4 protein-coding genes are annotated in these 3,894 nt (G+C 57.2%); all 4 read left to right on the forward strand.

The window, feature by feature from the left end:
• The first annotated feature begins 259 nt into the window (after window positions 1–259).
• On the forward strand, window positions 260–1,150 hold the full coding sequence (locus ACOSYY_RS05755; protein ID WP_421661311.1) for an ABC transporter substrate-binding protein: 891 nt from the start codon (window positions 260–262) through the stop codon (window positions 1,148–1,150).
• A gap of 7 nt (window positions 1,151–1,157) precedes the next feature.
• Complete coding sequence (locus tag ACOSYY_RS05760; protein ID WP_421661312.1) at window positions 1,158–2,300, forward strand: FecCD family ABC transporter permease; 1,143 nt, start codon at window positions 1,158–1,160, stop codon at window positions 2,298–2,300.
• Entirely contained in the window at window positions 2,297–3,199 is a 903-nt protein-coding gene (locus tag ACOSYY_RS05765; RefSeq protein ID WP_421661313.1) for an ABC transporter ATP-binding protein, read from the forward strand. Before ACOSYY_RS05760 ends, ACOSYY_RS05765 begins: the two co-directional genes overlap by 4 nt.
• Before the next feature lie 2 nt (window positions 3,200–3,201).
• A partial coding sequence (locus ACOSYY_RS05770) for a carbon-nitrogen hydrolase family protein (RefSeq protein WP_421661314.1) occupies window positions 3,202–3,894 on the forward strand: 693 nt, incomplete at its 3' end.

The following is a 3,894-nucleotide window of genomic DNA, read 5'->3' on the forward strand; positions in this document are numbered from 1 at the left end:
AGAGACGGGAAGGCCGGGGGAGTAGGGTGAACCATGAGCCAGAAGACCTGCTCGGAGAATTGACCGTCGTTCCCTCGAGGCTGGGGAGCGGGTGAGGATGAAGAAGCGGGTGCAATCCTCAGGGTCTATTCAGGCCTTGGGGATTTTTCTTTTGAGACAATGGCATCGATATCGCCCCGTCACGAGCATGTGGCTTCTGATGGTGTTGTCGGTGTGTCTTGCACAGACTGCTGAATGCGGGCAAGGAGATGATGGTGAGATGAAGCGACGGCCACAGGGAATCCTCACCGGCATGCCGTTTATGGCGCATGTATCCTCGCGATCCTTTGTGGACGATGCCGGGCATAGGATCTACCTTGCCAAGCCGCCGGCTCGCGTTGTTTCGCTCGCTCCGAGTATCACCGAAATGCTGTTTGCGCTCGGGCTGGATGAACAGATCGTCGGTGTCACCGATTTTTGCGACTACCCGGACGCGGCAAAATCAAAAGCCCAGGTAGGATATTCGAACCCCAGTGTGGAAGCCGTCATTGCATTGCGGCCGGAAGTGGTGCTCGCGCCTAGTGACTTTCTCCGTCCCGATCTCCAGTCGAAACTCGAGCAGCTCAAGATTCCTGTGTTTGTACTCGATGCCCGAACATTGGAAGATATCCTGCTCCACATTCAAACATTGGGAAAGATGTTTGAGAAAACGTCGGCGGCGAATGAAGTGACTCAGACGATGCGCCAACGTATCGCCGAAATTCGGCGCAAAGTCGAGACACTGCCGGCAAGGCGCGTGCTGTATGTCCTGAATAGCCAGCCGTTGATAGCCGTGGGACCGGGAAGTTTTCTCCATCCGATGATCGGTCTAGCGGGCGGTGTCAATATTGCGGCACAGGCCGGCGTGGCCTATCCAAAACTCAGTATGGAGGCGGTGTTGAAGGAAGATCCGGAGGTGCTGATCTTCCCGAGTGAAACGGTGCCGCGCAGCGAGCAGCAACAATGGCTGAGGTGGGATTCTCTCTCGGCCGTCAAATTGCGGCGTTTTCACGAAGTCTCCTCCAGTTTATTGAATCGTCCTGGCCCTCGGATCATCGAGGGCTTGGAACAACTTGCCCGCGCCATCCATCCTGAAACATTCGGTTCGGGCGAAGAATCTGTTCATCCATGATGTTTCTATGAAGCCGCCGCCTGCCACGGTTCAATCTGCTTCCTGTGCGGAAGCCTTGTCCGGGGAGGCATGCCGGACATACCCAACACGCGGCCTTGTCGCTCAAGGCGCCATTCTCACGAATTCCCGCCGGATTGCGACGCTGGGGACGCTTAGTCTCGCGGCAATAGTGGTTGGTCTCCTCTGTCTTCACTTCGGCACGCAACCCATTGCGTATGGCGAAATCCTGCGCGTGTTTGCCGACGCCATCAGCCGCAAGGAACTCGATGGCGGGACATCGGACATCACGAGAACCATTCTCCTGCACGTTCGGCTACCGAGAATGCTATTGGGTTTCTTGATCGGATGTTCCCTGGCGACGGTAGGCGTTGCCTTGCAGGCACTGTTACGCAATCCGTTGGCGGACCCCTATGTTCTCGGTGTGTCCAGTGGAGCCGCGCTTGGAGCAGCGGTTGGAGTGTTGTTCGGAGTGGGCGCCACATTTTTGGCGGAAACCGCTCTGCCGGCCTGCGGATTTGCCGGAGGCCTATTGGCGCTCGTGATCGTGTATCGAATGGCCACTCACTATGAGCAATTGCCCATCCACAGTCTGTTGCTGACCGGAGTGATCCTGAACGCCATCTTTTCGGCTTTGATCATGTTCATCACGTCGATCCTGGAGCCGAACCGTTCATATGGAATGATGGCTTGGCTGATGGGAACGCTGACCGCTCCAACCTATGGTGGTTTGCTCGGGCTCGTTGCCTACCTTTCGATCGGGCTTTTCCTCCTGTTTAGCCAAATGCGGGCACTCAATATCTTGGCTTTAGGGGAAGAATCCGCGCGCACCCTCGGTGTCGATACGGAGCGGACAAAACGGTTGATCTTTGTCTTAACGGCACTGTTGACAGGAGCGGTCGTATCGGTCAGTGGAATGATCGGATTTATCGGGATGGTCGTGCCCCACGCGGTGCGTTTGCTTACAGGCGCCGATCACCGGCTGCTTCTTCCCGCATCGGCTCTGGTCGGCGGCACATTTCTTATGGGTGCCGATACGATCGCCCGGACGCTGATATCACCGGCAGAAATCCCCGTCGGTATCATCACGGCCCTGGCCGGTGGGCCGTTCTTTGTCTACCTCTTAGTTTGGCGAAAGGATCGCTTGGCGTGAGTGCGCGGCATGACTGCCGATCAATGCCGGAGACGACTATGGATTCAGCTGCCGTCGCCGAACGAAGTCCGGCCTACGACGTACGCTCGGTTCATTTCCGCTACCAGTCAAGGGGATCCGATCCGACCAGGTGGATTCTTGATGACCTTTCCTTCAGCGTACAAGCCGGTGAAGCGCTGGGTGTCGTCGGTCCCAATGGATCTGGAAAAACCTCCTTGCTCAAAATATTGGCGCGGCTCATGAATCCGCTGCAGGGCCGCGTCGATTTATTCGGACAGCCGTTGGCCTCTATGGCTCAACTGGAGGTGGCCTGTTCGGTAGGGGTCGTTCCGCAAGATTCCCAGCAGTTGTTTCCGTTCACGGTCGCCGAAACCGTGTTGATGGGACGATTTCCCCATCGGCCTCGGAGCCGCTGGGCGGGTGGATTTGGATGGGAGAGTGCAGACGATATCGCCATCGCGGAACAGTCGATGATGACGATGGACATCATCCATTTGGCTCATCGGACGGTAACGGATCTTTCCGGCGGCGAGCGACAACGGACCATGATCGCTCGGGCACTGGCTCAGACTCCAAAAGTTTTGCTGCTCGATGAGCCGACCGCCTTTCTCGATTTGCAACATCAGGTCGAGATCGGTTCGATATTGCACCAGTTGAAGAATGCACGAGGCTTAACGGTTGTCCTCGTCTCCCATGATTTGAATCTCGTCAGCCAGTATTGCGACCGGATTCTATTGTTGAATCATGGACGGGTGGTACGGCTGGGGCGCCCTGAGGAAGTGATCGAGCCGGAGGCATTGGAATCGGTGTATCGATGCCGAGTGTTGGTGGATCGGCATCCGGATACCGGGTTGCCGCGTGTGACGCTTCCTGGACGATCCCTGTCCGGTGGAACGTGATTATGAGAACGGGCAAAATCGCGCTGCTTCATCTGGAGACGGTTCCCGGGGCAGTTGAACAAAACAGGTACGTGATCGTCGAAGCCATCAAACACGCTGCCGGAAAAGGCGCCGCGTGGATCGTGACGCCGGAGCTGGCGGTCTGCGGACTCCAGTTCGCACACGTCGTCGGTTCCGATTGGATACAGCCGCAGCCCGACCCATGGATGCAGCAGGTTTGCAAGCTGGTCAAGACATTGAAACGAACCGTATTTCTCGGTTGCCCGGAGCGGGACGGCAATCGGTTTTACAACTCAGTCTTTGTCATCGGCCCGACCGGTGAGATCCTGGGCAAACATCGCAAGATCAATGTGGCGAGCGATTCGCTGTCATGGTCGAGTCCCGGCGGCACCGTCGCTCCGATCGAGTGCGATGGGATCAAGGTCGGTGTACTCATCTGCAGCGACGTCTATACATCGAACATAGCCAGAGCGCTGAGGTTTGAAGGGGCGCACATGCTGGTGTCGCCGGCATCGTGGGGCCCCGGCATTCACGGCCCGAACGGAGAATGGGAGCAGCGGACCCATGAAACCGGACTTTCGTTGATCGTCTGCAACCGAACGGGCGCGGAGAAAACGCTGGATTTTTGGAACGCTCCGAGTCTGGTCGTACGGAACGGAATGCGGTTGCTCGCGCACACGTCCAGGAAATCCGCC

The organism is Nitrospira sp. BLG_2, assembly GCF_049222245.1.